Origin of the sequence: Microbacterium sp. GbtcB4, from assembly GCF_019091465.1 — a bacterium.
Classification (GTDB): domain Bacteria; phylum Actinomycetota; class Actinomycetes; order Actinomycetales; family Microbacteriaceae; genus Microbacterium; species Microbacterium paraoxydans.
In genome coordinates this window covers 19,610-45,123 of sequence record NZ_JAGXJJ010000002.1, presented here as the reverse complement: position 1 = coordinate 45,123, position 25,514 = coordinate 19,610, and the positions used below count along the sequence as shown (strand labels likewise).

26 protein-coding genes are annotated in these 25,514 nt (G+C 71.0%); 20 read left to right on the top strand and 6 right to left on the bottom strand.

The genetic code is table 11. The features are described from left to right. Positions 1-11 precede the first annotated feature (11 nt). The 6 genes from tsaB to KVS71_RS03975 are packed head-to-tail and all read left to right on the top strand — an operon-like array spanning position 12 to position 4,979. A complete protein-coding gene (tsaB, locus tag KVS71_RS04000; protein ID WP_217583958.1) occupies positions 12-629 on the top strand; it encodes a tRNA (adenosine(37)-N6)-threonylcarbamoyltransferase complex dimerization subunit type 1 TsaB in 618 nt (205 codons plus the stop codon). Continuing rightward, positions 626-1,114, top strand: a complete 489-nt coding sequence (gene rimI, locus KVS71_RS03995) for a ribosomal protein S18-alanine N-acetyltransferase (RefSeq protein WP_217583957.1) — start codon at positions 626-628, stop codon at positions 1,112-1,114. The genes tsaB and rimI overlap by 4 nt, the downstream gene beginning before the upstream one ends. Next, positions 1,111-2,199 (top strand): tRNA (adenosine(37)-N6)-threonylcarbamoyltransferase complex transferase subunit TsaD, encoded by a 1,089-nt coding sequence (tsaD, locus tag KVS71_RS03990; protein WP_144880721.1) that lies wholly within the window; start codon positions 1,111-1,113, stop codon positions 2,197-2,199. Before rimI ends, tsaD begins: the two co-directional genes overlap by 4 nt. Continuing rightward, positions 2,196-2,678: a hypothetical protein gene (locus tag KVS71_RS03985; protein ID WP_060923329.1), complete on the top strand. Its 483-nt coding sequence runs from the start codon at positions 2,196-2,198 to the stop codon at positions 2,676-2,678. The genes tsaD and KVS71_RS03985 overlap by 4 nt, the downstream gene beginning before the upstream one ends. 11 nt (positions 2,679-2,689) lie before the next feature. Continuing rightward, positions 2,690-3,814: a hypothetical protein gene (locus KVS71_RS03980; RefSeq protein ID WP_105949357.1), complete on the top strand. Its 1,125-nt coding sequence runs from the start codon at positions 2,690-2,692 to the stop codon at positions 3,812-3,814. Next, the gene (locus KVS71_RS03975) at positions 3,798-4,979 is read left to right on the top strand and encodes a hypothetical protein (RefSeq protein WP_217583954.1); all 1,182 of its coding nucleotides are present in this window, start codon (positions 3,798-3,800) and stop codon (positions 4,977-4,979) included. The genes KVS71_RS03980 and KVS71_RS03975 overlap by 17 nt, the downstream gene beginning before the upstream one ends. 6 nt (positions 4,980-4,985) lie before the next feature. Here the strand turns inward: KVS71_RS03975 and KVS71_RS03970 are convergent, their stop codons facing one another. Continuing rightward, entirely contained in the window at positions 4,986-6,191 is a 1,206-nt protein-coding gene (locus tag KVS71_RS03970) for an SAM-dependent methyltransferase (RefSeq protein WP_217583952.1), read from the bottom strand. A gap of 151 nt (positions 6,192-6,342) precedes the next feature. On the opposite strand from KVS71_RS03970, the gene groES reads away from it, so the two are divergent. From groES to KVS71_RS03955, 3 genes are all read left to right on the top strand, one after another. Beyond that, entirely contained in the window at positions 6,343-6,639 is a 297-nt protein-coding gene (groES, locus tag KVS71_RS03965; RefSeq protein ID WP_017203655.1) for a co-chaperone GroES, read from the top strand. A gap of 131 nt (positions 6,640-6,770) precedes the next feature. Beyond that, the gene (gene rarD / locus KVS71_RS03960; RefSeq protein WP_217583950.1) at positions 6,771-7,703 is read left to right on the top strand and encodes an EamA family transporter RarD; all 933 of its coding nucleotides are present in this window, start codon (positions 6,771-6,773) and stop codon (positions 7,701-7,703) included. A gap of 144 nt (positions 7,704-7,847) precedes the next feature. Beyond that, positions 7,848-9,104, top strand: a complete 1,257-nt coding sequence (locus tag KVS71_RS03955; RefSeq protein WP_060923111.1) for an ABC transporter substrate-binding protein — start codon at positions 7,848-7,850, stop codon at positions 9,102-9,104. Positions 9,105-9,169: 65 nt separating this feature from the next. Here the strand turns inward: KVS71_RS03955 and KVS71_RS03950 are convergent, their stop codons facing one another. From KVS71_RS03950 to KVS71_RS03935, 4 genes are all read right to left on the bottom strand, one after another. After that, a complete protein-coding gene (locus KVS71_RS03950) occupies positions 9,170-9,937 on the bottom strand; it encodes an ABC transporter ATP-binding protein (protein WP_105949360.1) in 768 nt (255 codons plus the stop codon). Beyond that, positions 9,934-10,821, bottom strand: a complete 888-nt coding sequence (locus KVS71_RS03945; protein WP_234024260.1) for an ABC transporter ATP-binding protein — start codon at positions 10,819-10,821, stop codon at positions 9,934-9,936. The genes KVS71_RS03950 and KVS71_RS03945 overlap by 4 nt, the downstream gene beginning before the upstream one ends. A gap of 100 nt (positions 10,822-10,921) precedes the next feature. Beyond that, the gene (locus KVS71_RS03940; protein WP_025103732.1) at positions 10,922-11,899 is read right to left on the bottom strand and encodes a branched-chain amino acid ABC transporter permease; all 978 of its coding nucleotides are present in this window, start codon (positions 11,897-11,899) and stop codon (positions 10,922-10,924) included. A gap of 3 nt (positions 11,900-11,902) precedes the next feature. Next, positions 11,903-13,189, bottom strand: coding sequence for a branched-chain amino acid ABC transporter permease (locus KVS71_RS03935; RefSeq protein ID WP_060923108.1), 1,287 nt, complete (start codon positions 13,187-13,189; stop codon positions 11,903-11,905). Positions 13,190-13,505: 316 nt separating this feature from the next. On the opposite strand from KVS71_RS03935, the gene guaB reads away from it, so the two are divergent. After that, positions 13,506-15,008, top strand: coding sequence for an IMP dehydrogenase (gene guaB / locus KVS71_RS03930; RefSeq protein WP_025103734.1), 1,503 nt, complete (start codon positions 13,506-13,508; stop codon positions 15,006-15,008). A 72-nt stretch (positions 15,009-15,080) separates the two neighbouring features. Here the strand turns inward: guaB and KVS71_RS03925 are convergent, their stop codons facing one another. Beyond that, complete coding sequence (locus KVS71_RS03925) at positions 15,081-15,491, bottom strand: hypothetical protein (RefSeq protein WP_105949363.1); 411 nt, start codon at positions 15,489-15,491, stop codon at positions 15,081-15,083. 100 nt (positions 15,492-15,591) lie between these two features. Between KVS71_RS03925 and KVS71_RS03920 the strand changes: the two genes are divergently transcribed. The 10 genes from KVS71_RS03920 to KVS71_RS03875 all read left to right on the top strand — a co-directional run bounded on the left by KVS71_RS03920 (position 15,592) and on the right by KVS71_RS03875 (position 25,462). Beyond that, positions 15,592-15,903 (top strand): DUF2277 domain-containing protein, encoded by a 312-nt coding sequence (locus tag KVS71_RS03920; protein WP_060923105.1) that lies wholly within the window; start codon positions 15,592-15,594, stop codon positions 15,901-15,903. A gap of 138 nt (positions 15,904-16,041) precedes the next feature. Then, the gene (locus tag KVS71_RS03915) at positions 16,042-17,088 is read left to right on the top strand and encodes a response regulator (protein WP_105949364.1); all 1,047 of its coding nucleotides are present in this window, start codon (positions 16,042-16,044) and stop codon (positions 17,086-17,088) included. Further along, positions 17,088-18,077 (top strand): ATP-grasp domain-containing protein, encoded by a 990-nt coding sequence (locus KVS71_RS03910; protein ID WP_105949365.1) that lies wholly within the window; start codon positions 17,088-17,090, stop codon positions 18,075-18,077. Before KVS71_RS03915 ends, KVS71_RS03910 begins: the two co-directional genes overlap by 1 nt. Then, positions 18,074-18,787: a PHP domain-containing protein gene (locus tag KVS71_RS03905; RefSeq protein WP_060922048.1), complete on the top strand. Its 714-nt coding sequence runs from the start codon at positions 18,074-18,076 to the stop codon at positions 18,785-18,787. Before KVS71_RS03910 ends, KVS71_RS03905 begins: the two co-directional genes overlap by 4 nt. Next, on the top strand, positions 18,787-20,274 hold the full coding sequence (locus KVS71_RS03900; protein WP_060922047.1) for a glycosyltransferase: 1,488 nt from the start codon (positions 18,787-18,789) through the stop codon (positions 20,272-20,274). The genes KVS71_RS03905 and KVS71_RS03900 overlap by 1 nt, the downstream gene beginning before the upstream one ends. Further along, a complete protein-coding gene (locus KVS71_RS03895; RefSeq protein WP_157524008.1) occupies positions 20,271-20,414 on the top strand; it encodes a hypothetical protein in 144 nt (47 codons plus the stop codon). The genes KVS71_RS03900 and KVS71_RS03895 overlap by 4 nt, the downstream gene beginning before the upstream one ends. Further along, positions 20,411-20,758 (top strand): response regulator, encoded by a 348-nt coding sequence (locus tag KVS71_RS03890; RefSeq protein WP_105949367.1) that lies wholly within the window; start codon positions 20,411-20,413, stop codon positions 20,756-20,758. The genes KVS71_RS03895 and KVS71_RS03890 overlap by 4 nt, the downstream gene beginning before the upstream one ends. Further along, positions 20,755-22,566, top strand: a complete 1,812-nt coding sequence (locus KVS71_RS03885) for an ATP-binding protein (RefSeq protein ID WP_217583948.1) — start codon at positions 20,755-20,757, stop codon at positions 22,564-22,566. The genes KVS71_RS03890 and KVS71_RS03885 overlap by 4 nt, the downstream gene beginning before the upstream one ends. Before the next feature lie 46 nt (positions 22,567-22,612). Continuing rightward, entirely contained in the window at positions 22,613-24,301 is a 1,689-nt protein-coding gene (locus KVS71_RS03880; RefSeq protein ID WP_217583946.1) for an ATP-binding cassette domain-containing protein, read from the top strand. Between the two features lie 45 nt (positions 24,302-24,346). Further along, the gene (locus KVS71_RS03875) at positions 24,347-25,462 is read left to right on the top strand and encodes a GuaB3 family IMP dehydrogenase-related protein (protein ID WP_025103746.1); all 1,116 of its coding nucleotides are present in this window, start codon (positions 24,347-24,349) and stop codon (positions 25,460-25,462) included. Positions 25,463-25,514 lie beyond the last annotated feature (52 nt).

The following is a 25,514-nucleotide window of genomic DNA, read 5'->3' as shown; positions in this document are numbered from 1 at the left end:
ACCCTGGAGAGGTGATCCTCGCCGTCGACACCTCCCTTGGCACCGCCGTCGCCCTCATCGACCCGGATGGGACGCGTCGTGCCGAGGCCGGTACCGCCGATCCGCTGGGCCACGCCGAGGTGATCGGCGACCTCGTGCGCGACGTGCTCCGCGAGGGCGGATCCGACGGCATCACGCACGTCGTGGCCGGCATGGGGCCCGGCCCGTTCACCGGTTTGCGCATCGGCATCGCGACCGCGCGGGCGTTCGCCCTCGGCCGCGGCGTCTCCGTCGTCCCGGTCCCGAGCCACACGGCGGCCGCTCTCACGATCCAGGCCACCGTGACCGGACCGTTCGCCGTCGTCACCGACGCCCGCCGCCGCGAGGTCGCCGTCACCGTGTTCGACGGGCAGGACGAGGACGGGATCCCGCGCACGATCGCCGACACCGTGCTCGTGCGGGCCGCCGACGCCGACGAGCACCTCGCGGGCCTCCGCCGGGTGGACGTGACGACGCTGTCCGCGGTCGACCTCGCCCGGGTGGGGGCACGGGCGCTCGCCGCCGGCAGGGTCCTCGCCGGCGAGGAGCCGCTCTACCTGCGGCACCCGGACGTCACCCTGCCCGGTGCCCCGAAGAAGGTGGGCGCATGACCCTCCGGGACGCCAGGCCGGCCGACCTCGACGCGATCATGGCCATCGAGGAGCGCTCGTTCCCGACCGACGCGTGGAGCCGGGACACCATGGCGAGCGAGCTGGCGAGCCCGCACGGCCGCTACCTCGTCGACGAGCAGGGCGGGGCCATCGTCGGCTACGGCGGGGTCAGGGTCCTGCAGGGCGGCGCGGACGCCGACATCCAGACCATCGCCCTCCTCGCCGAGGTCCGGGGACAGGGACGCGGGCGGGCGCTGCTGCGTGCCCTGCTGCGGACGGCCGCGGCCCGGGGTGCGCACGAGGTGTTCCTCGAGGTGCGCGCCGACAACCCGCCGGCCGAGGGCCTGTACCGCGCGGAGGGCTTCGAGGAGATCGGCAGGCGCCCCCGCTACTATCAGCCGGACGACGTCGACGCGATCGTGATGCGTCTGGACCTGCGCCGCCATCCGGCGCCCGCCGATACGCCGGAGGAGGCGACCGCATGAGTGAGCCCCTGGTGCTCGGCATCGAGACGAGCTGCGACGAGACCGGCATCGGCATCGTGCGGGGCCGCACGCTGCTGTCCAACACGATCGCCTCCAGCATGGACGAGCATGCCCGGTACGGCGGCGTCGTGCCGGAGGTCGCCGCCCGCGCACACCTCGAAGCGCTGCAGCCGGCCATCGACGCCGCCCTCGCCGAGGCCGACGTCCGCCTCGCCGACCTCGATGCGGTGGCGGTGACGAGCGGCCCTGGCCTCGCGGGAGCGCTCATGGTCGGCGTGGGGGCGGCGAAGGGACTCGCGGTCGCCCTGGACAAGCCCCTGTACGCGGTCAACCACCTCGTCGGCCACATCGCCGCCGACATCCTCACCCCGGATGCGGCGCCGCTGGAGTACCCGACGATCGCGCTGCTGGTCTCCGGCGGCCACACCTCCCTGCTCCACGTGCGCGACCTCACGACCGATGTCGAGCTGCTCGGCGAGACCGTGGACGACGCCGCGGGCGAGGCCTTCGACAAGGTCGCCCGGCTGCTGTCCCTGCCGTATCCCGGCGGCCCCGAGATCGACAGGGCCGCCGTCGGCGGAGACCCGGATGCGATCCGCTTCCCGCGCGGGCTCTCCCGTGCCTCCGACCTCGCGAAGCATCGCTACGACTTCTCGTTCTCCGGGCTGAAGACCGCCGTCGCCCGCTGGATCGAGCGCTTCGAGGCCGAGAACGCCGCCGCGGGCACCGACGCGCGCGAGCTGCCGATCGCCGACATCGCCGCGAGCTTCCGGGAGGCCGTCGTCGACGTCCTCGTCACCAAGGCGCTCAACGCGTGCGCCGACCTCGGGGTGCCGCGGCTGCTCCTGGGCGGCGGTGTGATCGCGAACCGTCGGCTCCGCGAGGTGGCGCTGGCCAGGGCCGCCGAGGCCGGGGTCACCGTGCGCATCCCGCCGCTCTCCCTCTGCACGGACAACGGCGCCATGATCGCCGCGCTCGCCGCTGAGCTCATCGCGTCGGGGCGCCCCGCCTCGACGCTCGGCTTCGGCGCCGACTCGACGCTGCCGGTCACCGAGATCCAGGTCGCGGAGGCGGTGCCGGCGTGAGCGGGCTCGCGCGCGGACCGGAGCCGGACGGGGCCACGCCCCGTGCGCGGGTCGAGCGCGCGAGCGGGCAGGTCGAACGTCCGGCGGGGACGGCGCGCCTTCCCGGAGCCCCGCGGGAGGGGTACACGAAGCTCCCCACGGGTCCGGTGGGCATCGAACCGGTGGTCGTCAGCGGACCCGACCTCGACCACGGGGAGGACGAGGGGTGGGAGCCTGCGGTCGAGCCGGCCGTCGTCGACGACACCCGCCTGGCCCCGTGGGCGCTGCTCGCGGCGATCGTCGCTCTCGGCGCATCGTTCTTCGTGGGGTGGGGGATCCCGGTCGCGGTCGTCGCCGTGATCGCCGCGATCATGTCGCTGCGCCGCCCCGTCGAGAACCGCGCGATCGCGCGCTGGGCGCTCGTGCTGGGTCTGTGCGCGACCGTGTACAGCCTGGGATGGCTGGTCTGGGCGGGCATGCAGTTCGAGAGACTCGGCTAGGCGGGGTGGCCATGACGGACGACGACGACGTCGAGGAGCGCAGGGCCCTGCAGCGCAAGGCGTACGGGCCCGGCGGGGCGCTGACCGCCGCGGAGGCCGCCCGGCTGCGCGCGCTCGAGGATTCCCATCGGACACGCTCGGCGGGGCCGCCCGCGTCCGCGTCGATGACCGATCCCGTCCAGGAGACCCGGCCCCCCGGCCCTCCGCCATCCTCCGGGGCCTCGTCCGGTCCGCACGACGACGAACCTCCGGCCCCCGGCGGCGATTCCGCGATGCCGGAGGAGGAATCCGAGGAGGTCGCGACCGCCCGGACCGACTCCCCGACTCTCCGGGCGGGGCAGGGCCGTCTCCTCGGGACGCGCGTGCTCGCCGCGGTGGTGGTGCTGCTGCTCGGTGTCGGCATCGGCTGGTTGGCCTTCGGCCGGACCGGCGGAGCAGCCGTCGCCCTGAGCTCCACGCAGCAGCAGTGGCAGTCCGAGCTCGTCGCGTCCGGACGGTACGACGCCGGCTCGGTGCGTGCGCTCGCCACGGAGGACGACGCGGTCGTCTGGACGGCGACGCAGAACGGCGGCGCGAGCATCTGCCTGGTCCTCCGGTCGGCGGAGAGCACGACGCCGAGCTGCAATCGGCGCGAGACCGTGCAGGAGGAAGGCCTGTGGGGCGAGGTGACGACGCAGCGCGACGACGACTACACGCGCCAGATCATGGCTCAGCTGATCCTCACGCCGGACGGCGAACCGGCGGTGAGCGTCGACGTCTCGGAGTACGGTATCGGTGACGGCGGCGGCATCACCTATGCGAACGAGGCGGAGACCCGCGCGGCCGCGCGTCTGGTCGAGGAAGGGTTCGACCCGAACTCCATCTGGGTCGTCGGGTACGACGACGATGTCCCCATCTGGACGGCCTCCGCGCAGGATTCGGGGCGGCATTGTCTCGTCTACGACGGATCGACGGCCGACGCTCCGATGGCCTGCGAGGAGACCGAGACGCTGGCGGAGCACGACGGGCGGCTGCGGTTGCAGGTGACGGACGCGACGACCGGGCAGGTGACGACGTACGAGCTGCCGACCAGCGCGGGAGTGCCGTCCTTCACGATCATCCGCGAGGGGAGCGACGCCGGTGCGGGCGGAGACTGACGGAGAGGACGCCGCGGCAGCGGAGCGCCGGGCGCTGGAGCGCGCGGCGTACGGCCGCGACGGCGGGCTCGACGCCGCAGCGGCCCGTCGGCTTCAGGAGCTTCAGGAGGAACATCGTCGCTTGACCCCTTTCGCGCAGGACGAGCCGATGGAATCGCCATCCGTGGGCGATGACGCGCCGGAGTCCGTGACCGCTCGCCCGGCGCCGGAGGACGTGCCGGCCGCGGAGGACACCCCTCCGGCCACCCCGGACGACGTCTCCCGGACGGAGGCGTCGGCCGTGAACCGCCGCGGTCTCGTGCCGGTGCTCGTGGCGTCGGCGGCTCTCCTCGCGATCGGCGTGGGGGCCGGGTGGGCGCTGTTCGCCCCGCGGTCGGACGCGTTTCGCCTGACGGAGGCGCAGGAGGACCGGCGCATCGCACTCGCCGGTGAGGGCTACGACCCCGGCTCCGTGCGTCCGGTGGCGGAGGCGGAGGGCGCGCTCGCCTGGTTCGCCACGCAGGACGACGGGGCCAGCCGGTGTCTGATCCTCGACGTCGGCACGGACTCCCAGTCGACCTGTCTGGCGGGGGAGGAGGCGGGACCGGGCTTGTACGCCTCGCTCCCCGTCCCGTCCTCCGCAGCGGACGCCGAGGACTCCTTCTCCTTCGACAGCGTGACGGCGGTCATGCTCTTCTCTACCACGGACGAGCCGATGGTGAGCATCCAGCGCTGGGGAGGCAGCTCCACGCTCGTCGCCCAGTTCGGCGAGGCGGAGCGCGCAAGGGCGGAGGAGCTCGTCGGGGACGGCTACGACCTCAACCTCTCCGTCCTCGGGTCCTTCCGCGAGCAGCCGGTCTGGCTCGGCGACCGCAGCACGGAGAGCGGGCCCTCCCAGCGCTGCCTGATCGTCGACGCCGACGGCTCACGCCAGTGCGCCACGATCGACGAAGCGGTGCAGTCCGGGCTCCGCGTACAGCTGCTCGACGTCGACCAGGAGACCGGGGAGCTGCTGTCGGCATCCGTCATCGAGGTGGACTTCACTCGCTGGCAGACGCCCTACCTCACCGTGACCTCAGGCCCGGCCGTGGTCGACGAAGCGACGGGCGAGTCGTACCTGGTGACCACCGGGCCGCCCGGGGATCCGATCCGCGTCGACATCCCGGGCCGGGAGTCGGAGGACTGACCGTCCTCAGTCCGCGGCGGGCACCCGGTCGGCGAGGATCGCGCGGCGCTGATCGCCGAATCGGGCGAGGATCAGGGTCGCCTCAGCATCGCCGCGGAGGGTCAGCTTGCGCCGGAAGGCCGCGGGATCGACGTCCACCCCGCGCTTCTTGATCTCGATGCGGCCGATGCCGTGGGTCTTCAGGGCGGCGTTGATCGTCTTCGGCGTGATCGGCAGCGTCTCCCGGACGCGGAAGGACTGCACGAACGGGCTCGTCAGGGCCGCATCGGAGGTGAGGTAGGCGATGCGCGCGTCGAGCATCCCTGCGTCCAGGCTGCGGGCGACGTCGCCGATGAGACGCGCCCGGATGACGGCGCCGTCCGGCTCGTGCAGGAAGGCCCCGAGTGCACGGACGGGAGCGTCCTCGGCGTCTGCGGCGCCGGTGAGCTCGTGCGAGCGCTCGCCGCGGATGACGAGTGCGGAGCGCCGGACCCCTTCCCTCGCCAGCTCGCGCGACCACACCACGAGCTCGACGACGCTCCCGTCTGCGCTGACCCACTGCGTCTCCGCGTCCGTGGGCAGGGCGTCGCGGTCGTGGGCAGGGCCGAGCTTGATCCCGGTGGGGCGCTGCGCGGCGACGGCGAACGCCCAGTCGAGGGAAGGCGAGTAGTCGTCGGCGGAGACGCGCCGGGTCTCGCTGTGTCCGGAGGTGCGGCGGGCGGGATCCATCCAGATCGCCTGGCCGGGGACCGGCTCTCCGAGCGCGTCCTCCGCCGTGGCGTGCCGGACCGTGGTGTCGTCGCCGAACGGGGCGAGGTTGTAGGCGGCGAGGGCAGCGGTCACCTCGTCGGCGTCCACCGCATGGACCGCCAGTCCCGCGCCGGCGAACGCGAGGGCGTCGCCGCCGATCCCGCAGCCGAGGTCCGCGACGCTCGTGAGGCCGGCTCGGCGGATCCGCTGGGCGTGGCGGGCGGCCACGCCGAGGCGGGTGGCCTGCTCGAGGCCCGCGCGGGTGAAGAGCATGCGGGCGGCGAAGGGGCCGAACTTCGCCGTGGCCCTGGCGCGCAGGTGCGCCTGCCCGACGACGGCGGAGACGAGGTCGCGGGAGTGTCCCGCAGCCCGCAGCCGGGAGACGGCGGCTGCGGCCTCCGCGGTGGAGGTGACCGGCCCGAGCGCATCGAGCAGCTCCAGGCCGGCGGGGGTCAGCAGGGCGCGCAGCTCGGACATCTCCACCCTCCCAGCCTACGGCGCGCTCGCCGCCCCGACCCGGGTTGGCACTCGCATTGCATGAGTGCCAGCCGACCGCCTACACTGGCATTAGCACTCTCGGGTTGAGAGTGCGAACGAGTCTTTCGTGTCAGCGTCAAGAAAGAAGAGGTAGACCGTGTCGGTTTCCATCAAGCCGCTCGAGGACCGCATCGTCATCAAGCAGGTCGAGGCCGAGCAGACCACCGCGAGTGGCCTGGTCATCCCCGACACCGCCAAGGAGAAGCCCCAGGAGGGCGAGGTCGTGGCGGTCGGCCCCGGCCGTATCGACGACAACGGCAACCGCGTTCCGCTCGACGTCGCCGTCGGCGACCGCGTGCTCTACAGCAAGTACGGCGGCACCGAGGTGAAGTTCGGTGCAGACGAGTTCCTCGTCCTGTCGGCTCGCGACGTCCTGGCGGTCGTCGTCCGCTGATCGCACACCCGGTTCCCTCCGCACGCCGGATGGGAGCCCGGTTCGAAGAGGGCCCGGATGCTTCGGCATCCGGGCCCTCTTCGGCATCCTGAGCGGCGCGGCCCCGGTCCTCGCGGGCATAGGGTTGTGCGGTGACCCCCGAGACGAGCCGCGCCACCCGGACGGCGGGCGTCGCGTACGCCGGGAGCGCCTACCTGCTGTGGGGCGTCCTGCCGCTCTACTTCCTCCTGCTGCAGCCCACCGGTCCGTGGGAGGTCGTGGCCTGGCGGGTGCTGCTCTCCTTCGTCTTCTGTCTCCTGCTGCTCACGGTCACCCGAGGATGGGCCGCCTTCCTCGCGATCGTCCGGAGTCCGCGACTGCTGGGGTGGACGGCCCTGGCCGGCCTCCTCATCTACGTCAACTGGCAGGTCTTCGTCCTCGGCACGCTGAGCGGGAACGTGGTGGAGACGGCGCTCGGCTACTTCATCAACCCGATCACGACGGTGCTGCTCGGCGTCTTCGTGCTCAAGGAGCGCCTCCGCCGGCTGCAGTGGGTGGCCGTCGGGATCGCGGCCATCGCGGTCGTGGTCATCGTCGTGGCGTACGGCCACGTCCCCTGGATCGCCTTGACGCTCACGGCCTCCTTCGGCCTGTACGGGCTCATCAAGAAGAAGATCGGCCCCGCCGTCGACGCGGTCAGCGGGCTGACGCTCGAGTCGTTCTGGCTGATCCCCATCGCGGTGGTGCAGCTCGTGATCGTGGCGACGACGCCCGTCGGGCTGACGATGGGAACGGCGGGCTGGTCGCACGCCGTGCTGCTGGCGTTCGCGGGTGTGGCCACAGCCGTCCCCCTGCTGCTCTTCGCGGCCGGCACGCGTCGGGTCGACCTCGCCGTGATCGGCATGCTGCAGTTCCTCACCCCCGTCCTGCAGTTCGTGATCGGGGTCGCCGTGCTCCAGGAGCCGATGCCACCGGAGCGCTGCATCGGGTTCGTCCTGGTGTGGATCGCGATCGCGGTCTTCGTCGTCGATCTGCTCCTCGCCGCGCGGCGCGGCCGCCGGGACACCCCCGCCGCGGGGTTCTGATCCCGCCCGCTCGCAGGCGGAAACAGCGGTCCTGGATCGTTAACGCACCGAGATACTTGCCCCTCCTGCGCGCGGGGCGCACGCCCTAGTGTTAGAGCACCCGACTGTGGTCACCATCCACGTTCGTTTACGCAAGGGAGCATCATGAACGCACTGAAGGGCTCGCGCAGCGCGAGGATCTTCGCCGGGATCGCGCTGGTCAGCGCCTCCGCCCTCATCATCGCGGGCTGCAGCAGCACGCCGAACGCGGAGCCGTCGGACGGGGGTGGCGACAAGCCGGCCGCCGACCTGACGCTCAAGCTCGGTTCGCTGCTGCCGGCCACCGGCACGCTCGCGTTCCTGGGCGCGCCGATGGAGGCCGGTGTCCAGCTCGCCGTCAACCAGATCAACGAGGCCGACGCCGGCATCACGATCGACGTCAGCACGGCCGACGAGGGCGACCTCGACAACAAGGCCTACGAGACCTCCATCAACAACCTGCGCAACGACGACATCACCGCCATGATCGGCGCGGCGTCCTCCAGCGTCACCAAGCTGATCCTCGACGGCAACGCGGGCGCGGACATCCTCACCGTGTCCCCGTCGAACACCTCGCCGGACTTCACGGGCATCAATCCGCTGTACTTCCGGACCGCGCCGAGCGACAACCTCCAGGGCGAGGTCCTCGGCAACGAGATCGCCGAGGACGGCCACAAGACGCTGGGCATCATCTACCAGAACGACCCGTACGGCACGGGGCTGTTCGAGGCGATCAAGGCCACCTTCGAGAGCACCGGCGGCGAGGTCGTCGCCGACGCGTCGTACAACCAGGGTGACGGTCAGTTCAACGCGCAGGTCTCGGAGATCGCCGCGGCGAACCCGGACGCGGTCGCGGTCGTCTCCTACGACCAGTTCGCCACCATCGCGCCGCTGCTCGGCAACGCCGGGGTCGACACCGGGTCCCTGTACCTCGTCGACGGCAACCTCAAGGACTGGGGCTCGGACGTCTCGGTCAGCCTCGAGGGCTCGAAGGGCACCCGTGCCGGTGCTGAGCTGCCGCAGGACTTCCTCGACCAGCTGAACGAGGTCTGGACGGCCGAGGGCAACGACCCGATCGACGCCGTGACCTACTCGGCCGAGGCGTACGACGCTGTGGTGCTGATCGCCCTGGCGGCGCTGAAGGCCGGCTCGGTCGAGGGCCCGGACATCGCGGCCGAGATGATCACCGTCTCCGGCGGTGACGGTGACGGCGAGAAGTGCGACAACTTCGCCGATTGCGCCGCGATCATCAACGACGGCGGCACGCCGGACTACGACGGTCTCTCCGGCGAGATCACGTTCGACGAGAACAACGACCCGAAGGGTGCCGCGATCGGCGTCTACGAGTTCGACGCCGAGAACGTCACCTCGCGCATCAAGTAACGCAGCGACGACGAAGGCCCCGGATGCTTCGGCATCCGGGGCCTTCGTCGTACCAGGAACCGGCCTCAGGCGGCGTCGGTGCCGAGGGTGCCCAGGTAGAGGCCGATGACCTTCGGGTCGTTCAACAGCTCCCGGCCGGTGCCCTCGTAGGCGTCCTTGCCCTGGTCGAGCACGTATCCGCGGTCGCAGATCTGCAGGCACCGACGGGCGTTCTGCTCGACCATGATCGTCGTGACGCCCGCCTTGTTGATGTCGGAGACGCGGATGAAGGCGTCGTCCTGCCGCACGGGGGAGAGGCCGGCGGACGGCTCGTCGAGCAGCAGCACCGACGGGTCCATCATGAGAGCCCGCGACATGGCGACCATCTGCCGCTCGCCGCCGGAGAGCGAGCCGGCACGCTGCTTCAGACGCTTGCCGATCTCCGCGAAGATGCTGCTGACGAACTCGAGCCGCTCCGCGAAGATCTTCGGGTTCTGGTAGAGACCCATCTCCAGGTTCTCCTGGATGGTGAGCGACGGGAACACGTTGTTCGTCTGCGGCACGAAGGCCACACCGCGGCGCACGAGCTTGTCGGCCTTGAGGCCGACGATGCTCTCGCCTTTGACCGTGATGTCGCCTTCGCGGACGTTGACCATGCCGAAGATCGCCTTGAGGAGCGTCGACTTCCCGGCGCCGTTCGGGCCGATGATGCCGATGAGCTCGCCCTGGCGGGCGACGAGGTTCGCGCCGTTGAGGATGTTCACTCCCGGCAGGTAGCCGGCGTGCACGTCCTTCAGCTCGACGACCACGTCGTCGGCCGGGGCGGCGCTTTCGGCGGGGGTTGCGGTGCTCATGCCTTGTCCTCCTCGGCGACGTCCTCGGCCTCGACCTCGGCCTCGACCTCGGTCTCGATCTGCTCGCGGATGCGCTCCGCATCGGCGTCGGAGATCACCGGGAGACGGCCGGTGACGGCGCCCAGGTCCACGTCCTGGTGGGCACCCAGGTAGGCGTCCACCACCGCGGGGTCCTCCATGACGGTCTCCGGCGGCCCCTCGGCCACCACGCGCCCCTCGGCCATCACGACCACCCAGTCGGCGATGTGACGCACCATGTGCATGTCGTGCTCGACGAAGAGCACCGTCATGCCGAGGTCCTTGAGATCGAGGATGTGATCGAGGAGCGACTGGGTGAGGGCGGGGTTCACCCCGGCCATCGGCTCGTCGAGCATCACCAGGCTCGGGTCGCTCATGAGGGCCCTGGCCATCTCCAGCAGCTTGCGCTGACCACCGGAGAGCGAAGCCGCGAAGTCCTGCTCCTTGGCATCGAGCTTGAAGCGCACGAGGAGCTCGTGGGCGCGCTGCTCGATCTCCTGCTCCTGCTTGCGCCAGAGGAAGGGGAACAGGCCTGCCCAGAAGCCCTCGCCGCGCTGATCCTTCGCGCCGAGCTTCATGTTCTCCAGCACGGTCAGCAGCGACAGCGACTTCGTGAGCTGGAAGGTGCGCACCTGTCCCATCCGGGCGACCTTGAACGACGGGATGCCGGACAGGTTCTTGCCGTCGTAGGACCACGTGCCGCTGTTGGGCTTGTCGAAGCCGCACAGGAGGTTGAACAGCGTGGTCTTGCCGGCGCCGTTGGGGCCGATGAGCGCCGTGATGGCGCCGCGCGGGATCTCGAGGTGATCGACGTCGACCGCGGTGAGGCCGCCGAAGCGCCGCTGCACGGCGTCCACGACGAGGATCGGGTCGACCTTCTTGACTCCGGGGGCGGCGGGACCCGCGGCGAGGCCGGTGGTCTTCGCGCGGGGAGTGCTCTTCGCGGGCGTGACGGCCGCGTCGTTCTCATTTGACAAAGGTCATCTCCCTCTTGTTCCCCAGGATGCCCTGCGGGCGGAACACGACGATGAGCATCAGCACGATGCCGATGAGGATGTAGCGCACCACGTCGGCCTGAGCGCTCGTCATGGGCAGGTAGCCGGCCGTGGCCATCGCGGGGAGGAGCGCGCCGAGGAAGGCGAACACCACCCAGAACAGCACGGCGCCGAGCGTCGGGCCGAACACCGTGGCCGCGCCGCCGAGGAGCAGGATCGTCCACAGGAAGAAGGTCAGCGACGTCGAGTAGCTGCCGGGGATGACCGCCGAGGGCAGGACGAAGACGATTCCGCCCAGTGCACCGATCACGCCACCCACCACGAGTGCCTGCATCTTGTAGGCGAAGACGTTCTTGCCGAGCGAGCGCACGGCGTCCTCATCCTCGCGGATGCCCTTGAGCACGCGACCCCAGGGGCTGCGCATGAGCGCCCAGACCACGAGGATCGTGAGAGCGAGGGTGAGCAGTCCGAACACCCGCACCCAGAGGTCGTTGGCGTTGTACGTCCACGGGCCGAAGCCGTAGGTCCCCGGGGGGAAGGGGTTCGCGTCGCGGAAGCTCTGGTGGTAGCCGGAGAGACCGCCGGCGGAGTTCGTCCAGTCCTTGAAGAGCTCGGTGACGAACATCAGGCGCACGACCTCCGCGGCCGCGATGGTCGCGATGGCCAGGTAGTCGGCGCGCAGCCGCAGCGTCGGGATGCCCAGCAGCAGGGCGAAGAGCGCGCCGCCGGTGATGCCGACGAGCACGCCCAGCCACCACGGGAATCCGAAGGTGAGGATCGAGATCGCGTAGCCGTAGCCGCCGATCGCCATGAACGCCGCCATGCCGAAGTTGAGCAGACCCGTGTACCCGAAATGCACCGCGAGGCCCGTGGCCGCGAGCGCGTAGGCGATCGTCGTCGGGCTGAACAGGTAGGAGGCGGTGTTGCCGAAGATGCTTCCGAAGTCCATGCGTCAGCCCAACCTTTCCTTGCGTCCGAGGATGCCCTGCGGTCGCACGAGCAGGATGATGATCAGCGCGACGAGGGCGCTGGCGTACTTGAGGTCGGTCGGCACTCCGAGGAGCGTGGAGACCTCGACGGCGAGGCCGACGATGATCGAGCCGATCAGCGCGCCGATCGCGGAGCCGAGACCGCCGAGCGTGATGGCGCAGAACATCAGCAGCAGCATCTGCATGCCCATGTCCCACTTCACGCCGGGGCGGAAGTACGCCCAGAGGATGCCGGAGATCGCGGCCAGGGTGCCGGCGAGGATCCAGACGACGCGGATGACCTTGTCCACGTCGATGCCGGAGGCGGCGGCGAGCTGCGGGTTGTCCGAGATCGCCCTCGTCGCCTTCCCGATGCGGGTGCGGGTGAGGAAGAACGCGACGCCGAGGATCACGATGATGCTCGTGGCCATGCCGATCATGTCGATGTACGACAGGGAGATCGGGCCGAGGCGGATCGGCTCCGGGCTCGCGCCGGGCAGCTGATAGGTGCTGCCGCCGATGATGTACTGCAGGCCGTAGCGCAGGGCCAGCGAGAGGCCGATGCTGACGATCATGAGCTGGACGACGCCCAGTCCGCGCCGACGCAGCGGCTTCCAGATGCCGGCGTCGAGCGCCCAGCCGAGCGCCGCGCCGCCGATGACTGCGGCGATGATGCCGGCCCACAGCGGGAGCTGCCAGAAGGAGGTGACGACGAGGGTGATCACCGCGCCCCACGTCACCATCTCGCCGTGCGCGAAGTTCGACAGCCGGGTCGTGCCGTAGATGAGCGCGGCGCCCATCGAGGCGAGACCCAGCAGGAGCCCGAAGTTCAGGCCGCCCACCAGGCGCGACAGGAGCTGGTCGAGGAAGGAGACGGTCACCCGCTCTCCCTCGCCGAGGAAGAGGTTCACGATCTTCGTCCCGGTGAGCCCGAACTCCAGCTCGAACGAGGCGGTCGTGCCCGAGACGGGCTGGATCCCCTCGGGGAGCTGCGTCGCGTCGACGATCACGCCGTCCGGAAGCGTGGACTCGTCCACCGTGAGGGTGTACGTCTCCTTTTCCGGCACGTACAGGCGCCACTTGCCCTCGGCGTCGGTCTCGGTCTCGGCGTCGAAGCCGTTGCCCTCGATCGTCATCACGACGCCCTCGACGGGCTCGTCGCCGTCGGTGACGACCCCGGCGAAGTAGAAGTCGGTGACCTCCTGCCCGTCGTCCGTGGTCTCGGCGGAGGCCGCTGAGGGAGGGAGCAGGAGCGATGCCGCGAGCGCCATCAGGATTCCGAAGAAGGCGAAGGCCCAAGGGCGCTTTCGCGGTCCGGCGAGTGCTGTGGGTCCCACGCAACCTCCACTGTGAGTGCTGTCTCCGCGGGCTCGGGTCGAACCGCGGGGATGGACGACGCACTTGAGCGTAATGGGCGATCGGCGAATCACCTATCGTCCGGGCCAACGGTCCGGTAACGACAGGGCCCTGGGAATGTTCTCGGGCGTGTCTCGCTTAGAATCTCCATACGGGTCACGCCCGCGCACCGGCCGACGTCGACCCCCCATTCGCACCCGGATCCGCGCCACTCGCGCAGGAGGAGATTCCATGGACCAGCACGATCCCTTCGGCTTCGTCGGACTGACCTACGATGACGTGCTGCTGCTCCCCGGGCACACCGACGTCATCCCCAGTGAGGCCGACACGTCGTCCCGGATCACCCGACGGATCTCCGTCGCGACGCCGCTGCTCTCCAGCGCGATGGACACGGTGACCGAATCCCGCATGGCGATCGCCATGGCCCGGGAGGGCGGCATCGGCATCCTGCACCGCAACCTCTCGATCGCCGACCAGGCCGCGCACGTCGACCGCGTGAAGCGCAGCGAGTCCGGCATGATCACCGACCCCATCACCACGACGCAGGACGCGACGGTGGAGGAGGTCGACGCCCTGTGCGCCAAGTACCGGATCTCCGGCCTCCCGGTCGTGGACGACGAGGGTCGCCTGGTGGGCATCATCACGAACCGCGACATGCGTTTCGTCTCCGGCTTCGAGCGTCAGAGCACGTTCGTCAAGGACGTCATGACGAGGGAGAACCTCGTCACCGCCCCCGTCGGCGTCGCGGCGGGCGAGGTCATCGCGCTGTTCGCCAAGCACCGCGTCGAGAAGCTGCCCCTCATCGACGAGGACGGCAAGCTCGCCGGCCTCATCACCATCAAGGACTTCGACAAGAGCGAGAAGTATCCGCTCGCCACCAAGGACGACCAGGGCCGCCTGCGGGTGGGCGCGGCGATCGGCTTCTTCGGCGACGCGTGGGAGCGCGCCGAGGCCCTCCGCGACGCCGGAGTGGACGTGCTCGTCGTCGACACCGCCAACGGGCAGTCGCAGGGCGTGATCGACCTCGTCAAGCGCCTCAAGGCCGACGAGTCGTTCGCGCACATCGACGTCATCGGCGGCAACGTCGCCACCCGCGAGGGCGCGCAGGCGCTGGTGGACGCGGGCGTGGACGCGGTCAAGGTGGGCGTGGGTCCCGGCTCGATCTGCACGACCCGCGTGGTCGCCGGTGTCGGCGTGCCGCAGGTCACGGCCGTCTACGAGGCATCGCTCGCGGCGCGCCCCGCCGGCGTCCCGGTGATCGCCGACGGCGGCCTGCAGTACTCGGGCGACATCGCGAAGGCGCTCGTCGCCGGTGCTGACGCCGTGATGCTCGGCTCGCTGCTCGCCGGCACCGACGAGTCGCCGGGCGAGATCGTCTTCCAGTCGGGCAAGCAGTTCAAGCAGTACCGCGGCATGGGCTCGCTCGGCGCCATGCAGACGCGCGGCAAGCAGACCTCCTACTCGAAGGACCGCTACTTCCAGGCCGACGTGCCCAGCGACGACAAGCTGATCCCGGAGGGCATCGAGGGCCAGGTGCCCTACCGCGGCCCGCTCTCGGCCGTCGCGTACCAGCTCGTCGGCGGCCTGCGGCAGTCGATGTTCTACGTCGGCGCTCGCACCATCGAGGAGCTCAAGCAGCGCGGCAAGTTCGTGCGCATCACCTCGGCCGGGCTCAAGGAGTCGCACCCGCACGACGTGCAGATCGTCGTCGAGGCGCCGAACTACAAGAAGTGACCGCGACCCCCGCAGGGGGACGCACGAGGGGCCGGATGCGCTGCATCCGGCCCCTCGTCGTTCGCGGTGCGGTCAGCCGCAGCGGTAGGTGACGCCGCCGACGTCCCAGACCCCGGGGCCGAGCTCGGCGCACGTCCCGATCACGCCGGCCAGCACGGTCGCCAGCAGGATGATGCCGATGATCGCGAAGATCGTCAGGACGGCGCCGACGATGATGCCGGCGATCGCGATGCCCTTGGGAGCCTTCGCCTTGCCGAGCTGCACGGCGGCGATGATGCTGAGGATGAGGCCGACCGGCGGCAGCAGGAACGCCAGCACGAGGCCGATGATCGACAGCACCCGTCCCGGGGGCGACGTCGGCACGTCCTGCGCGTAGGGGGTGCCGGGCGGGGGAGCGGAGGCGGCGGGATACGGCGAGGGCGTGCCGCCGGGAGGTGGCGGGTTGTACGGCGGCGGGGCGTCGGGCGGCGGTGTATCGGTCATGATCTCTCCTCGGTTCCGGTCGTAGCCCAGAGCGTAGCGACGGCGGGCCGGGCATGCCATCCCCCTTTCGCGGCCCGCGGGCCGCGCGTACGGTGCCGGTATGTGCCGGAACATCGTGCCTCTGAACAACCTCGAGCCCGCGGCCACCGACGAGGAGTGCCGCGAGGCTGCGCTCCAGTTCGTCCGCAAGATCTCCGGGACGACGGCGCCGTCGCGGGCGAACCGTGAGGTCTTCGATCGCGCGGTGGCCGAGATCGCCGTGGCCACGCGGCGGCTGCTCGATGACCTCGTGACCGCGGCGCCGCCCAAGAACCGCGAGGAGCAGGCGGCGAAGAGGCGGGCGCGATCGGCGGAGCGGTACGAGGCGATCCGGCTCTACCAGGAGGAGAAGCGGGCGGCGCGCGCGGGCTGAAGCGCTGCGGGCCGGGGGTGGAGCCCTGTGCCAGAATCGACGTACCCCGCTCGACTTTCCCTGCGGCCCGGTGATGAAGGCACCGCGGTCGCACCGCCGAATCCCCTCGGCAGGGAATCTCCCCAAGGAGAGCTGTACATGGCTGAGGTCCCCCCTCGCATCCTCGTCGTCGACGACGACCACGACGTCGCCCTGCTTGTGAAGACCGTCCTGGAACGGCGAGCGGGCTGCGTCGTCGATCTCGCGGACGACGGCCGTTCGGCGCTCGAGAAGGCCGCGGCGGTGAAACCCGACGTGGTCGTCACCGACATCGAGATGCCGGGACTCGGTGGTCTGGAGTTGCTCGCGGAGCTGCGCCGCGTCATGCCCACCGTGCCGGTCATCGTCATGACGGCGCACGTGTCGGTCGAGTACGCGGTGTCCGCGCTCCGGGCGCAGGCCGACGAGTTCCTCACCAAGCCGCTCGACAACGCCCGGCTCGTGGAGTCGGTCACCCGGCTCGTCGAGGAGTCCCGGCGCCGGAAGGCGGAGGCGAAGACCGGTGAGGTCGTCCTCGCGATCGGAGCGCACCCGGACGACGTCGAGATCGGTGTCGGCGGCATCCTCGCAGCCCATGCCGCCGCCGGCGATCGCATCACCATCCTCACGCTCTCCCGCGGAGCGCGCGGCGGTGATGCCGACAGCCGCCAGCACGAGTCCCTCGCCGCCGCCGAGCAACTGGGTGCCCGGCTGTTCGTGAAAGACCTCGTCGACACCGAGATCTCCGGCGGCGGGTCGACCGTCCGCCTCATCGAGGAGGTCGTGCAGGAGATCCAGCCGACCATCGTCTACACGCACTCGCACCACGACCGTCACCAGGATCACCGCGCGGTGAACGAGGCGACGATCGTCGCGACGCGCCGCGTCGGCACGGTCGCGTGCTACCAGAGCCCCTCCGCGACCATCGACTACCGGCCCACGCGCTTCGTCCGCATCGACCGCTTCCTCGACGACAAGCTGCGGCTGCTGGAGTGCTTCCAGTCCCAGGCCGCCGCGAACCGGGAATACCTCGCGCCGGAGTTCGTCACGGCCACCGCCCGCTACTGGTCGCGGTTCGGCGGCGGCGTGGCCGTCGAGCCGCTGGAGGTCGTGCGCGAGACCGCCGAGTTCATCGGCGCCCATGAACTGACCCGACGGGAGAGCTGATGACGAAGCGCGTACTGGTCACCGGAGCCGGGGGCCCCGCCGGAGTCGCGGTGATCCGCTCCCTGCTGCGACGGTCCGATCTGACGGTCTTCGCGGCCGACATGGACGGCTGGGCGAGCGGCCTCTACCTCGTCCCGCCGGCGCAGCGTCGTCTGGTTCCCCCGGGGCGGGACGCGGACTTCGTGCCGGCGATCGCGCGGATGGTCGCCGAGGACGGTCTCGACCTCGTGATCTCCACCGTCGACGTGGAGCTGATCGCGCTCGCGGACCGCCGGGACGAGCTGGCCCCGGCCGTCCTCGCCGCGCCGCCCGCCGACACGCTGCACACCGCCCTCGACAAGCTCGCCCTCGCGGAGCGCTGCGCGCCGACCGGTCGTGTGCCGCGCACCGTGCTCGCCGGCCCGGACGCCGCGGAGGTCGCGTGGGAGTTCCCCGTGTTCGCCAAGCCCCGGCAGGGCGCGGGCAGCCGCGGCGTGCGCCTCGTCCCCGACGCGGAGGCGCTCGCCGCCCTCCCCACGGATGAGGGGCTGATCGTGCAGGACTTCCTCCCGGGCGAGGAGTACTCGGTCGATGTGATCGCCGACGCCTCCGGCGGCGTGGTCGCCGCGGTGCCGCGCACCCGTGCCCGCGTGGACTCCGGGGTCGCGATCGCCGGCCGCACGCTCCGCGACCCCGAGCTCGAGGAGACCGCTGCCGCCATCGCGCGGGCGATCGGCCTGGTCGGCGTCGCCAACGTGCAGCTCCGCCGCGATCGCGACGGGCGCGCCGTGCTGCTCGAGGTCAACCCGCGCTTCCCCGGCGCGCTCCCGCTGACGATCGCCGCCGGAGTCGACATCCCCTCGCTCGTCGCCGACCTCTTCCTCGGCCGGGAGATCCCGGTGCAGGTGCCCTTCCGGGAGGTCGCCTCCGTGCGCTTCCTGGAGGACGTGATCGTCGAGGTCGACGACGTGCTCGTGTCGGCGCACGCCGGTCACCAGGAGGAGCTGTGAGTCATCCCGCCCTGCGCGGAGACCACCACGTCCACTCCACGTTCTCCGACGACGCGGTCTCCACGCTGGAGGAGAACGTCGCCGCGGCTGCGGCCGTCGGTCTCGACACCGTCCGTCTCGTCGACCACGTGCGGCAGACCACGACCTGGGTGCCGGAGTACCTCGCCGCCGTCCGCCGGCTGGACGTCCCGGACGGATTGACGGTGCTCACCGGCGTCGAGGCGAAGATCCTCGACGCCTCGGGCGCGCTCGACATCCCGGCGCTTCCGGCGGGCATCGACCGGATCCTCATCGCCGATCATCAGTTCCCCGGTGTGGACGGGCCGCTCGGACCCACCGCGGTCCGCGAGCGCATCGCCGCGGGCTGGGCGCCGGCCGACGTCCTCGACCAGTTCGTGGACGCCGTCGTCGCGACCATGCGCCGCCATCCGGGCAACCAGCTCGCGCACTGCTTCTCGATCCTGCCGAAGATCGGTCTCGCGGAGGAGGAGCTCGGGGTCGAGCGCCTCGACGCGTGGGCGCGAGCCGCCGCGGAGACGGACACGCTCGTCGAGGTCAACGAGAAGTGGGTGTGCCCCGGCGCGGAGGCGCTGAACGCCCTGGAGCGCGCGGGCGCCGGCATCGTGGCCTCCACCGACAGCCACGTGGCCGCAGACGTCGGCCGGTACTCCCGCATCGTCCCGCTGCTCACAGGGACGGAAGGACGCTGATGCCCGAACTGACCTGGATCGAGACGGTCGTCGTCGTCATCCTCCTGCTGTGCGTGCTGATCGGCACGCTGCCGGTCGTCAACACCGGTCTGCAGTTCCTCATGCTGCCGCTGCACGCCTTCCGCAATCACTACGGCAAGGCTGCCCCGTACCACCCGAACGTGGCTGTGGTCATCCCGGCGTGGAACGAGGGCCTGGTGATCGGCCCCGCGATCGAGCGGCTGCTCCAGCTCGAGTACCCCGCCGAGCGCCTCCGTGTCTTCGTGGTCGACGATGCGTCCACGGACGACACCCCGGCGATCGTGCAGCAGAAGGCGGCGACCCACCCGGGGCGGGTCGTCCACCTGCGGCGCGAGAAGGGCGGGGAAGGCAAGGCACACACGCTGAACCACGGCCTCGACGTCGTGCTCGCCGACCCGTGGACCGAAGCGGTGCTCATCATGGACGCCGACGTGATCTTCGCGCGGGACTCCCTGCGCAAGCTCACCCGGCACCTCGCCGACGAGGAGGTCGGGGCCGTCACGGCCTACATCGCGGAGGGCAGCAGGGACCGCAACTACCTCACCCGGTTCATCGCGATCGAGTACGTCATCGGCCAGCTCTCGGCACGGCGCACGCAGAACGTCGGGGGAGCGATCGCCTGCCTCGCCGGGGGCGCCCAGCTGCATTCCCGCGCGAACCTCGAGGCGATCGGCGGACGCATCCCGACGGGCACGCTCGCCGAGGACACCATGACGACCTTCGAGAGTCAGCTCCACGGACGCCGGATGGTGTTCGAGCCGCACGCCGTGGTGCTCGCCGAGGAGCCGCGGACGATCGACAGTCTCTGGAAGCAGCGGCTGCGCTGGGCGCGCGGCAACGTGCAGCTCACCTCGATCTACAAGAGGCTCTGGTTCCGTCCGAGTCGCGACCACAACCTGGGCAGCATCCCCTTCGGGCTGGCCTGGTTCACGATCCTGCTGATGCCGGCGCTCCTGCTCCTCGCCGCCACCGCGATGATCGTCCTCCTGCTCCTGCACAGCGACGTCGCGGAGTTCGTGTTCCGGTTCATGTGGATCGCCGCGGCGGCCATCTACATCTTCTCGATGCTCTACTCCGTCCAGCTCGATCCGCGCATCGGGCGGCAGTCGTGGCGCGAGGCGATCATGTTCCCGGGACTCGGGGCGCTGATCCTCATGGCCCTGGCGCTGTTCCCCTGGGCCCTGGACGGCCTGATCGGCGCGGCCGGGCAGGAGTCGACGGAGCAGACGCGTGTGCTGTGGCTGCTGGCGTTCGCCCTCTGGGGGCCGGTGTCGATGCTCGGCATCTGGCTCGCGCGAGCGGTCGAGCCGCTTCCGGCCGGACGCTTCTTCGCGGGCCTGCTGCTCTACATCTGCGGCTACGGATCGCTGCTGTGCGCGATCACCGCCGACTCGTACCTCAAGGAGTGGCGTCGCGCGGACGCCTCCTGGATCAAGACCGAGAAGATCGGACGGGTCGACTCATGACCGACGCACCATCGCACGACGCCGAGGTGGAGGAGATCGCGGCCGACGCCCGGAAGGAGCGCCGCCTCATCCCGCAGGCGCTCATCTCCCTCGCCGTCGTGGTCGTGATCGTCGTCGTCCGAGAGCTGCTCCTGCGATGACCGGACGACCGCTCGCCCTGGTCGTCGAGGACGCTCCGGATCAGGCGACCCTGCTGGGCCGGTACCTCGATCGCGAGGGCTTCGACGTGTTCGTCGCGTCCGACGCCGAGTCTGCGATCGCCGCCTTCCCGGACATCGACCCCAGGGTCGCCGTCCTGGACCTGCTGCTCCCCGGAATCTCCGGGCAGGCCTGCTGCCGGCTGATCCACGAACGCTTTCCGGAGTGCTTCCTCATCGTCAGCTCGGTGCTGGACGTCGCCGAGTACCCGCCGGCGGACGCGGCCCTGCCGAAGCCGATCACCGGGGCCGACCTGCATCGCGCCGTGGAACGGGTTCCGCGATGAGGGCGACACCGCTGGAGCGCGCCGAGAACCGCTGGTACCGGGTCATCGACAACCCGAACCCGATCGTCAAGCAGATCCCGACGCTCGTCGCCGCCGCGATCGCAGGCGTGATGACCTGGGCCATCCCCAGCCTGCCGTTCACCGATGTCGCCCTCGCCCTGGCCGGCCTCGCGATCGTCCTCGTCGCGACGCTCCACGCCGGAGTGCTCAGCGCGTTGCACATCCGGGAGGGCTGGATCGTGCTCCTGGTCCCGATGGTCGACATCCTGGGGCTGGGGCTCTTCCGCGCCGGGACGGGAGGCGCGGCCTCGCTCTTCAGCTCGCTCGTGCTGCTCCCCGTGATCTGGATCGCGGCGGCGCCAGGAATCCGCTGGGTCTTCGTCGTCGGCGCGTTCACGTCGCTCGCGCTGCTGATCCCCTACGTCATCGAACCGCCGACGAACGCGGTCGTGTGGCTCCGCGGCGTCGTCGGTCCTCTCGTCTTCGCGGCCGTCGCGGCCGTGGTGAACGAGCTCTCCCGGCAACAGCGCCTGCGGGTGCAGCAGGCGGAGGAGCTGGTCACGGAGCGGACCAAGGCGCTGTCCGAGAACGTCTCGATGATCGTGCAGCTGCGACAGAAGGAGCACGAGTACCGCGTGCTGCTCGACTCGTTCGAGGGCCTGTGGGCGTCGATCACCGCGCAGGCCGTGATCGGCACCGATCGCGAGGGGCGCGTCACGGCGTGGAACCCCGGGGCCGTCCGCCTGCTCGGGCTCTCTCACGACGAGGCTCTCGACGACGTGCGTGTCGACCGCTTCTTCTCGTCGTCGGCATTGGCCATGCTGGCCGAGGACACCGCCGCGCGCGAAGGGGATGCGGGGGCGGCGAGCGATCCGACCGCGCGCACCGGCGTCTCGGAGGGCCTCTGTGAGCTCTTCGCCCAGGCGGACGCCGGGCATACCGTCGACGGAGACATCGAGGTCAGGACCGCGGGCGGCACGACGGTACCCGCCCGGGTGACCGTGACGCCGCACAAGGATCCGTCCGGCGCGCAGCAGGGCTACCTGTTCGTGCTCACCGATGAGACGAGAGCCGTCGAGGTCGCGCGCATGAAGGACGAGTTCGTGGGGATGATCTCCCATGAGCTGCGGACGCCGCTGAGCGCGATCATCGGCTTCCTCGACCTGCTGCAGAACGATCCGGGTCAGCCGCTGACCGAGGACCAGCAGGAGTTCGTCGGCATCATCGAGCGCAATGCGAAGCGCCTGCTGAACCTCGTCGGCGACCTGCTCTTCACGGCGCAGGTGGAGTCGGGGCGCTTCCCTTTGGAGCGGGACGAGGCGGACGTCGCGGCGCTCGTGCGTTCGGCCGTGGCCTCGGCGGGACCGCACGCGCAGCGCGAGGGGATCGAGCTGGACCTGCAGGTCGGCGACGAGCCGATCCCGCTGCTCGTCGATCCCGGACGCCTCGGGCAGGCCGTGGACAACCTCCTCTCGAACGCCATCAAGTTCACCCCGCGCGGGGGTCGGGTGACGGCCGCCGTGCGTCGCGTCGACGGCGGGGTGCAGGTCGCCATCGCGGACACCGGGGTCGGGATCCCGCAGGACGAGCAGCGCATGCTCTTCACCCGGTTCTTCCGGGCCTCGACGGCCACCCGCAACGCCGTGCCGGGCGTGGGACTGGGTCTCACGATCACGCGGGCGATCGTGCTGGCCCACGGCGGCTCCATGGACGTGACCAGCGAGGAGGGGGTGGGCACCGAGTTCCGGTTCTTCCTCCCGGCGGCACCCAAGACCGAGGTGCTGCAGACCCTCAGCCGCGCGGACTGATAGCCTGGTCGGCTCGCTGTCCGCGGGCGGAAGGACGGCCACGCCTGTGGGGTACATCGACGCATCCGGGATCTCGCTGACGCTTCCCGATGGCAGACCGCTTCTCGACGAGGTGTCTTTCCGTGTCGGGGCGGGCTCGACGAGTGCTCTCATCGGGCCGAACGGGGCGGGCAAGACGACGCTGCTGCGGATCATCCGCGGCGAGCAGCCGGCCGACGACGGGGTGGTGACGATCGACGGCGGCCTCGGCGTCATGGACCAGTTCGTCGGACACGGCGAGCCGGGCCAGACCGTGCACGAGCTGCTCGTGCGGGTGGCTCCCACCCGCGTCCGTTTCGCCGCGCAGGCGCTGGAGGCGGCGGAGAACGCCCTCATCGACCGCGACGAGCACGACACCCAGATGGCCTACGCCTCCGCGATCGCCGAGTACGCGGACGCCGGCGGCTACGAGCACGAGACCGTGTGGGATCAGTGCACCGTGGCGGCGCTCGGCGTGCCGTTCGAGCGGGCGCGCTACCGCGAGCTCACCTCCCTCTCCGGCGGCGAGCAGAAGCGGCTCGCCCTGGAGGCGCTGCTGCGCGGCCCGGACGAGGTGCTCCTGCTCGACGAGCCGGACAACTACCTCGACGTGCCGACCAAGCGGTGGCTCGAGGAGCGGCTGCGCGCCACCGACAAGACCGTGCTGCTGGTCTCGCACGACCGCGAGCTCCTCGCCAGGGCCGCCGATCGGCTGATCACGCTGGAGCCCGGCGCGGCGGGGTCGACCGCCTGGGTGCACGGCGGGAGCTTCGCCACCTACCACCAGGCGCGCACCGACCGGATGGACCGGCTCGACGAGCTGCGCCGGCGGTGGGACGAGCAGCACGAGAAGCTCCGCGTCCTCGTCGCGAACCTCAAGGTCAAGGCGTCCGCCAACGACGGCTTCGCGTCCCGCTACCAGGCGGCGCAGACGCGGCTGCGGAAGTTCGAGGAGGCGGGCCCGCCGGAGGAGCGGCCCCCGGCGCAGGAGTTCGACATGCGCCTCCGCGGGGCCAGGACCGGCAAGCGGGCCGTCGTCGCGGACCGGCTGGAGCTGACCGGCCTCATGCGTCCGTTCGACACCGAGATCTGGTACGGCGACCGCGTCGGCGTGCTCGGCTCCAACGGCTCGGGCAAGTCGCACTTCATGCGGCTGTTGGCCCGCGGCGGGACCGACCCGGATCCGTCCCTCGGGCACGTGACCGCGGTCGCGGAGGAGCTCAGCCCGGTCGCGCACACCGGTCGCGCGGTGCTCGGCGCCCGCGTCGTTCCAGGACTCTTCGCACAGACCCACGCGCATCCGGAGTTCGTCGGCCGCACCCTGCTCGAGATCCTGCACCGCGGGGACGACCTCCGAGACGGGATACCCCGCGACGCGGCGAGCTCGGCCCTGGACAGGTACGGCCTCGTGCGTCAGGCGCAGCAGCCGTTCGAATCGCTCTCCGGCGGACAGCAGGCGCGGTTCCAGGTGCTCCTGCTCGAGCTGTCCGGCGCGACGCTGCTGCTCCTCGACGAGCCCACCGACAACCTCGACCTCGAGTCGGCCGAGGCGCTGGAGGAGGCGCTCGGGCGCTTCGAGGGCACCGTGGTGGCGGTCACGCACGACCGGTGGTTCGCGCGCTCCTTCGACCGGTTCCTCGTGTTCGGAACGGACGGCGAGGTCTACGAGTCCGACGAGCCGGTGTGGGACGAGCGGCGGGTGGCCCGTGCGCGCTGACCGCCGCGGAGGCCGCCGGGCGCCGGGTAGGCTGGACGGGTGACCATGGAGATCGAGCTCGGCCGAGGAAAGCGCGCGCGTCGCGCGTACACGTTCGACGACATCGCGGTGGTGCCCTCGCGGCGCACGCGCAACCCGGAGGACGTGTCCACCGCGTGGACGATCGACGCCTTCGGCTTCGAGATCCCGGTGCTCGGGGCGCCGATGGACTCGGTCGTCAGCCCGCGCACCGCGATCATGCTCGGACAGCTCGGCGGTCTGGGGGTGCTCGATCTGGAGGGGCTCTGGACCCGCTACGAGGACCCGGAGCCGCTGCTCGCCGAGATCGCGGGCCTCGCGGAGGACCGGGCGACCGTGCGCATGCAGGAGCTCTACTCCGAGCCCATCAAGCCCGAGCTCATCACCCGCCGCCTCGCCGAGATCCGGGAGGCGGGCGTCACCGTCGCCGGCTCCCTCACCCCGCAGCGCACTCAGGAGTTCTACGACACCGTCGCCGCGGCCGGGGTCGACCTGTTCGTCATCCGCGGCACGACCGTCTCCGCGGAGCACGTGTCGAGCGTGGCGGAGCCGCTGAACCTCAAGAAGTTCATCTACGACCTCGACGTGCCGGTGATCGTGGGCGGAGCGGCGACCTACACCGCGGCGCTCCACCTCATGCGCACCGGCGCGGCCGGCGTGCTCGTGGGCTTCGGCGGCGGTGCGGCGTCCACCACCCGTGCCACCCTCGGCATCCACGCGCCCATGGCGACCGCGGTGTCGGATGTGGCCGCGGCTCGCCGTGACTACCTCGACGAGTCCGGCGGGCGCTATGTCCACGTGATCGCCGACGGCGGCGTCGGCACCTCCGGCGACATCGTGAAGGCGCTCGCCATGGGCGCCGACGCGGTCATGCTCGGGGTCGCCCTGGCTCGCGCGACGGACGCTCCCGGCCAGGGGTTCCACTGGGGTCCCGAGGCGCACCACCCCAAGCTCCCGCGTGGACGACGCGTCGAGGTGGGCGGCATCGGCACGCTGGAGGAGATCCTCTACGGCCCCGCTCCGGTCGCCGACGGCACCGCGAACCTCATCGGCGCGCTGCGCAAGTCGATGGCCACCACCGGGTACTCCGACCTCAAGGAGTTCCAGCGGGTGGAGGTCGTGCTGGCTCCGTACGAGGCCTGAGGTCTCCGCATCACCGTGACCGCACCTGCTCCCTTCCCGCCGACCCTCCGTG

Excerpts from the sequence above, each read along its gene's own strand:
- KVS71_RS03915 (WP_105949364.1), top strand. The coding sequence starts at position 16,042 with ATGGCTGAGGTCCCCCCTCGCATCCTCGTCGTCGACGACGACCACGAC.
- guaB (WP_025103734.1), top strand. The coding sequence starts at position 13,506 with ATGGACCAGCACGATCCCTTCGGCTTCGTCGGACTGACCTACGATGAC.
- KVS71_RS03925 (WP_105949363.1), bottom strand. The coding sequence starts at position 15,491 with ATGACCGATACACCGCCGCCCGACGCCCCGCCGCCGTACAACCCGCCA.
- KVS71_RS03980 (WP_105949357.1), top strand. The coding sequence starts at position 2,690 with ATGACGGACGACGACGACGTCGAGGAGCGCAGGGCCCTGCAGCGCAAG.
- KVS71_RS03895 (WP_157524008.1), top strand. The coding sequence starts at position 20,271 with ATGACCGACGCACCATCGCACGACGCCGAGGTGGAGGAGATCGCGGCC.
- KVS71_RS03920 (WP_060923105.1), top strand. The coding sequence starts at position 15,592 with ATGTGCCGGAACATCGTGCCTCTGAACAACCTCGAGCCCGCGGCCACC.
- KVS71_RS03950 (WP_105949360.1), bottom strand. The coding sequence starts at position 9,937 with ATGAGCACCGCAACCCCCGCCGAAAGCGCCGCCCCGGCCGACGACGTG.
- KVS71_RS03910 (WP_105949365.1), top strand. The coding sequence starts at position 17,088 with ATGACGAAGCGCGTACTGGTCACCGGAGCCGGGGGCCCCGCCGGAGTC.
- KVS71_RS03875 (WP_025103746.1), top strand. The coding sequence starts at position 24,347 with ATGGAGATCGAGCTCGGCCGAGGAAAGCGCGCGCGTCGCGCGTACACG.
- KVS71_RS03935 (WP_060923108.1), bottom strand. The coding sequence starts at position 13,189 with ATGGCGCTCGCGGCATCGCTCCTGCTCCCTCCCTCAGCGGCCTCCGCC.
- KVS71_RS03955 (WP_060923111.1), top strand. The coding sequence starts at position 7,848 with ATGAACGCACTGAAGGGCTCGCGCAGCGCGAGGATCTTCGCCGGGATC.
- KVS71_RS03885 (WP_217583948.1), top strand. The coding sequence starts at position 20,755 with ATGAGGGCGACACCGCTGGAGCGCGCCGAGAACCGCTGGTACCGGGTC.
- rimI (WP_217583957.1), top strand. The coding sequence starts at position 626 with ATGACCCTCCGGGACGCCAGGCCGGCCGACCTCGACGCGATCATGGCC.
- KVS71_RS03940 (WP_025103732.1), bottom strand. The coding sequence starts at position 11,899 with ATGGACTTCGGAAGCATCTTCGGCAACACCGCCTCCTACCTGTTCAGC.
- tsaD (WP_144880721.1), top strand. The coding sequence starts at position 1,111 with ATGAGTGAGCCCCTGGTGCTCGGCATCGAGACGAGCTGCGACGAGACC.
- KVS71_RS03890 (WP_105949367.1), top strand. The coding sequence starts at position 20,411 with ATGACCGGACGACCGCTCGCCCTGGTCGTCGAGGACGCTCCGGATCAG.
- KVS71_RS03900 (WP_060922047.1), top strand. The coding sequence starts at position 18,787 with ATGCCCGAACTGACCTGGATCGAGACGGTCGTCGTCGTCATCCTCCTG.